4 protein-coding genes and 2 pseudogenes are annotated in these 4,327 nt (G+C 31.8%); 5 read left to right on the top strand and 1 reads right to left on the bottom strand.

Annotated features, from left to right (window positions below; translation table 11 throughout):
- Positions 1-669 precede the first annotated feature (669 nt).
- From METFODRAFT_RS09155 to pheA, 4 genes and pseudogenes are all read left to right on the top strand, one after another.
- Entirely contained in the window at positions 670-1,356 is a 687-nt protein-coding gene (locus tag METFODRAFT_RS09155; protein ID WP_048115848.1) for a peptidylprolyl isomerase, read from the top strand.
- A gap of 226 nt (positions 1,357-1,582) precedes the next feature.
- Positions 1,583-1,872: pseudogene (locus METFODRAFT_RS09160) on the top strand (hypothetical protein).
- The gene (locus METFODRAFT_RS09165; RefSeq protein WP_007045334.1) at positions 1,869-2,555 is read left to right on the top strand and encodes a class I SAM-dependent methyltransferase; all 687 of its coding nucleotides are present in this window, start codon (positions 1,869-1,871) and stop codon (positions 2,553-2,555) included. Before METFODRAFT_RS09160 ends, METFODRAFT_RS09165 begins: the two are co-directional and overlap by 4 nt.
- The gene (pheA, locus tag METFODRAFT_RS09170) at positions 2,555-3,367 is read left to right on the top strand and encodes a prephenate dehydratase (RefSeq protein WP_007045335.1); all 813 of its coding nucleotides are present in this window, start codon (positions 2,555-2,557) and stop codon (positions 3,365-3,367) included. Before METFODRAFT_RS09165 ends, pheA begins: the two co-directional genes overlap by 1 nt.
- Here the strand turns inward: pheA and hacB are convergent.
- Positions 3,364-3,870: a homoaconitase small subunit gene (gene hacB, locus METFODRAFT_RS09175; protein ID WP_007045336.1), complete on the bottom strand. Its 507-nt coding sequence runs from the start codon at positions 3,868-3,870 to the stop codon at positions 3,364-3,366. The two genes, pheA and hacB, sit on opposite strands and share 4 nt — an antisense overlap.
- Positions 3,871-3,995: 125 nt before the next feature.
- Here hacB and METFODRAFT_RS10390 point away from each other — a divergent pair.
- Positions 3,996-4,327: pseudogene (locus METFODRAFT_RS10390) on the top strand (hypothetical protein); the annotation flags it as partial.

The raw sequence follows: 4,327 nt of genomic DNA on the forward strand, positions 1-4,327 counted from the left end.
ATACATCCACCGAAGTATATCATACATAGAACCGAAAAGATTATTAAGTCCAAGAGGGATATTTTCTCTCTGCGGGCGTATGGTGACTTATATTTCTCTACAGTTAGATAGAACTTAGCCCGCATGAGATTTATTAATCGTTTAAGCTTTGGGACGCTCTCTTCAACGATGTTATCACCTTCAACTATTTTTTTGATACTATATATCTATTGAGTTATATATTTAATGTTTTGATGGGAACTACGGATAGTAATATCTGCGTTCTTTATGTATCGATAGTAGGAATCTACCGAAGGGTAATTTAACTTGCCAATCGTTTCTAAGTATGTGCTTTCCATGGCTTTAATTAATCCCTTTGTGTAGTCCTCAGTTCTATATATTTTCGGATTGGTTAGTATTCTACTAATAAAATCGTTTAAATAGTTAATAACTCTCAGTGCATAAATTTTTGAGTTCATGAAATCACCTCCTTTTATTTTTTTAATAGATTTATTGCGTATTATTAAATATTAACTTTTCTGTTTTATAGTATGATGTTCGGAGATGCTGTTGTTATTTCAAAAATCCTATTATTTAAACAATGAGAGAATTCAAAAAGATTATATATTAGGACAAAATTTTTATATCCTTCTACAGATGAATAACCATAAAAAAGAAAAAGGTGATGTGATGGTAGAAAAAGGAAAATTGGTAAAGATTAGTTATGATGGGTATGTTAATGAAAAACTCTTCGACACAACAAACGAGGAATTGGCTAAAAAAGAGGGAATTTACAACCCAAGGATGATTTACGGTCCTGTCACAATTGTCGTTGGAGAGGAGATGTTATTACCTGGATTAGATGAGGCGTTATTGGAGATGGAGGTTGGAGAAGAGAGGGAACTCGTCCTTCCTCCAGAGAAAGCATTTGGTAAAAGAGACCCTTCAAAAGTTAGGGTAGTTCCAATAAAAGAATTCCAAAAGTTTAACATAAGACCTGTTGTAGGAATGCCAGTTAATATTGATGGAAATGTTGGAAAGGTTGTTAGTATTAACAGCGGAAGGGTTTTAGTTGATTTCAACCATGAATTCGCTGGAAAAGAGGTTAAGTATAGGTTAAAATTAGAAGAAGTTGTTGAAGAACCAGAAGAAATTGTTAAAGAACTCGTAAAGATGTACATACCTTCAATAAATACAGATGATTTAAAGATAAAGATGACCAAAAAAACTGTTACAATCAACCTCCCAGAGGTTTGCTCATTTATGAACAACATCCAAACAATAAAAATGGCAATAGCAAATGAGGTTATAAAGAGGTTAGGTGTTGATAAAGTTTCATTTGTTGAAACATTTGAAAAGAAAAAAGAAGATAATTAATGGTATTTACCCCTAAAGGTGAATAGTAGTATTAGAACCGGAGGACTGTAAAAATATCGAAGATTGAATAATATCACTTATTGGTAAAAGCCCGATAGAGTTAAATCAATGTTATAAATTAGAAAATCATGGGCTATTTATAAGCGAAGAAATGGAACACTGGAAAACACAATATAAAATAATTTCTTAATATTTCTTTTTTTCATTTAAATTCGTGGGCGATATTATGAAACTTTGCGTAGATGGTGTTTTTTACAATAGAGAACCATTAGATTTTAAAAAGATTTGGAAGAGATTGTTGAGATTTTAGGTGAGGATGTTAAAGTTCTATCCTTAGAGTTTCCAGAGATTGCTGCAATTGTTGAGGATACCTATTACTATAGATGTGGGTTTATGTTGGATAAGGAATTGGAAGAGGAAATTCCAGAAGATGAACTTAAAAGGATAAAGGAAAAAATAAAAAAACTATTTCCAGAGGATACTATTATTTACACATTAAACTGTGAGATACTATGAATGTGAAGGATTTTTATGAAAATTGGAATTTAAGTAATATCCCAAAATATGCCAAATTACTCATGAATTTTGAAGAAGAACTTATTTTTGATATAATTTCTAATTTGGATGAATTTGATAAAATAAAAAACAAAAAAGATGCTCTAATTTTAGATTGTGGTTGTGGATTTGGATCTTTCTATAATTTAACAAAAGATTCAAATACAATTTATTTGGACATTTCATTGAATCTACTAAAAAAATTCAACATAAAAACCAATAAAATTTGTGGGGATATATTAAATCTGCCTTTTAAAGATAAATCCTTTGATTTAATTTTATGCATAGATGTTTTAGAACATGTTGATTATAAAAAGGCATTGAGTGAGATAAAGAGGGTTTTAAAAAATAATGGGGTGTGTATTGTTGTGGTGGTTAATAAAAACTCCATAATAAATGAGGAATTGTTTACAGATTGGAAGATACACCATCAACCTTTAGGCATTGAGGACTTCGGTGTAGAGGGGTTTTATATAACATATTGGAAGACCTTCTACTTTGTGCATCCAATTTTTAAGATACTTCCTACAAAGATATTGGAAAAATTTTTAAATTTTTTTAAAAAAGTTGATAATAAATTAGGCAATACAAAAATGTTTAAAAATAAGGGGCAATTTTTGATTTGTGTTTTTAAGGTGAGATGATGCTTTATTACTTAGGACCGAGAGGTTCATTTACAGAGAAAGCAGGGAAGGTATTTTCAAAATTGACATCCCTACCTTTACAACCAACATCCACAATCTATGAAATCTTTGAGAATGTTGATAAAAATAACGCCTATGGGGTGGTTCCATCAGAAAATTCCATAGAAGGTTCTGTAACTTTAACACAGGACTTACTTTTGGAGTATGATGTGAAGATACTTGGTGAGGTTGATATTGATATAAACCATAATTTGGTTGGATATAATAAAGATAAGATTGAAATAGTTATTTCTCATCCACAGGCGTTGGCACAATGCAGAAAATACATAAAAGAACATGGATGGAAAACAAAAGCAGTCTCGAGTACTGCAAAGGCTGCTGAAATTGTTGCTAAAAAAAAGGATGAAAGATTGGGGGCAATTGCCTCAATAGAGGCGGCAAAATTGTATGGTTTGAAAGTTTTAGATAGGAATATTCAGGACTACAAAAACAACAAGACGAGATTCATTTTAATAGGCAAAAAAACACCAAAGTTTAATGCAGAACCTATTGCATACAAAACAACCATAATCATCGAGTTAAAGGAAGATAGACCTGGGGCATTGTATCATATATTGAAAAAATTCGCAGAGAGAAACATAAACCTAACAAGGATAGAGTCAAGACCATCTAAAAAAAGATTGGGTGTTTATGTTTTTTATATCGACTTTGAAAGCCATGGAGATGAGAAAGAGTTGTTTGAAAGTTTAAATAAAAATGTAGCATATATGAAATATTTAGGAACATATCCAGTATTTAGAAAATACATTTAAATATGGACACATCTTTGCTTTACCTTTCTGTGGTAGTAGTTAATTAACCCCCCTGCCTCTAAAATCTCTCTTGCAATCCCCATTGGTGTTTCACAGTTTAGAGTTAGTTTATCGTTTATTATAATCTTCTCATTCTCCAAGTCAACTTCAATAGCATCTCCTTCTTTAACATATTTGGTAATATCTTTACAAACTATTGGAATTAGTCCAATGTTTATTGCATTCCTATAGAAGATTCTTGCAAAACTCTCAGCAATAACTGCCCTTATCCCACAGTATTTTATTGCTATTGGTGCCTGTTCCCTACTTGAACCACAACCGAAATTCTCTCCAGCAACAATGACATCTCCTTCTTTAACTCTTTTTGGGAAATCTTCATCAATCCCTGCCATGCAGTGGGATGCGAGTTCATGCCCATCGGTTGTTTTTAAATAAGGTCCTGGAATGATTGCATCGGTATCAACGTCATCTCCAAAGACGTGTGCTTTTCCTCTAATGTACATAATCATCCCCTTATCATAGAAAAATATTTATTTACTGATAGTGTGATTTAACACTATTAAAATTAAGACCAAAAAATAGAAATAGGTAGTACTTAAATAACTCGTTAAAAAACGGTGCATCTCTTATGCTAGCAGCACTTAATAATATACTCACTAATTCTATAAATAGTTCAGGATTTAGCTGTTCGGAGGAGTTATCTAAGTTCGCACAAGTTAGAACACTAACGCCAATAAAAACTAAATCAAAGCATTTTCAGAGTATGTCTCGGGAATTCACAGAACGACTATCGTTAAAAACCTACAAAAACTATCAGAAAATGAGTTTTGTTTGTATACTCAACTATCCAACCTTCCCGATATTTTTGATGACAATAGATTTAAATACACTGCAATAATCGATTCAACGCTACTAAGGAGATGGAGTAAAAAGGTTTATGGTTGCAATATTCGATATAAC

Origin of the sequence: Methanotorris formicicus Mc-S-70 (assembly GCF_000243455.1) — an archaeon.
Taxonomy (GTDB): Archaea; AGJL01; Methanococci; order Methanococcales; family Methanococcaceae; genus Methanotorris; species Methanotorris formicicus.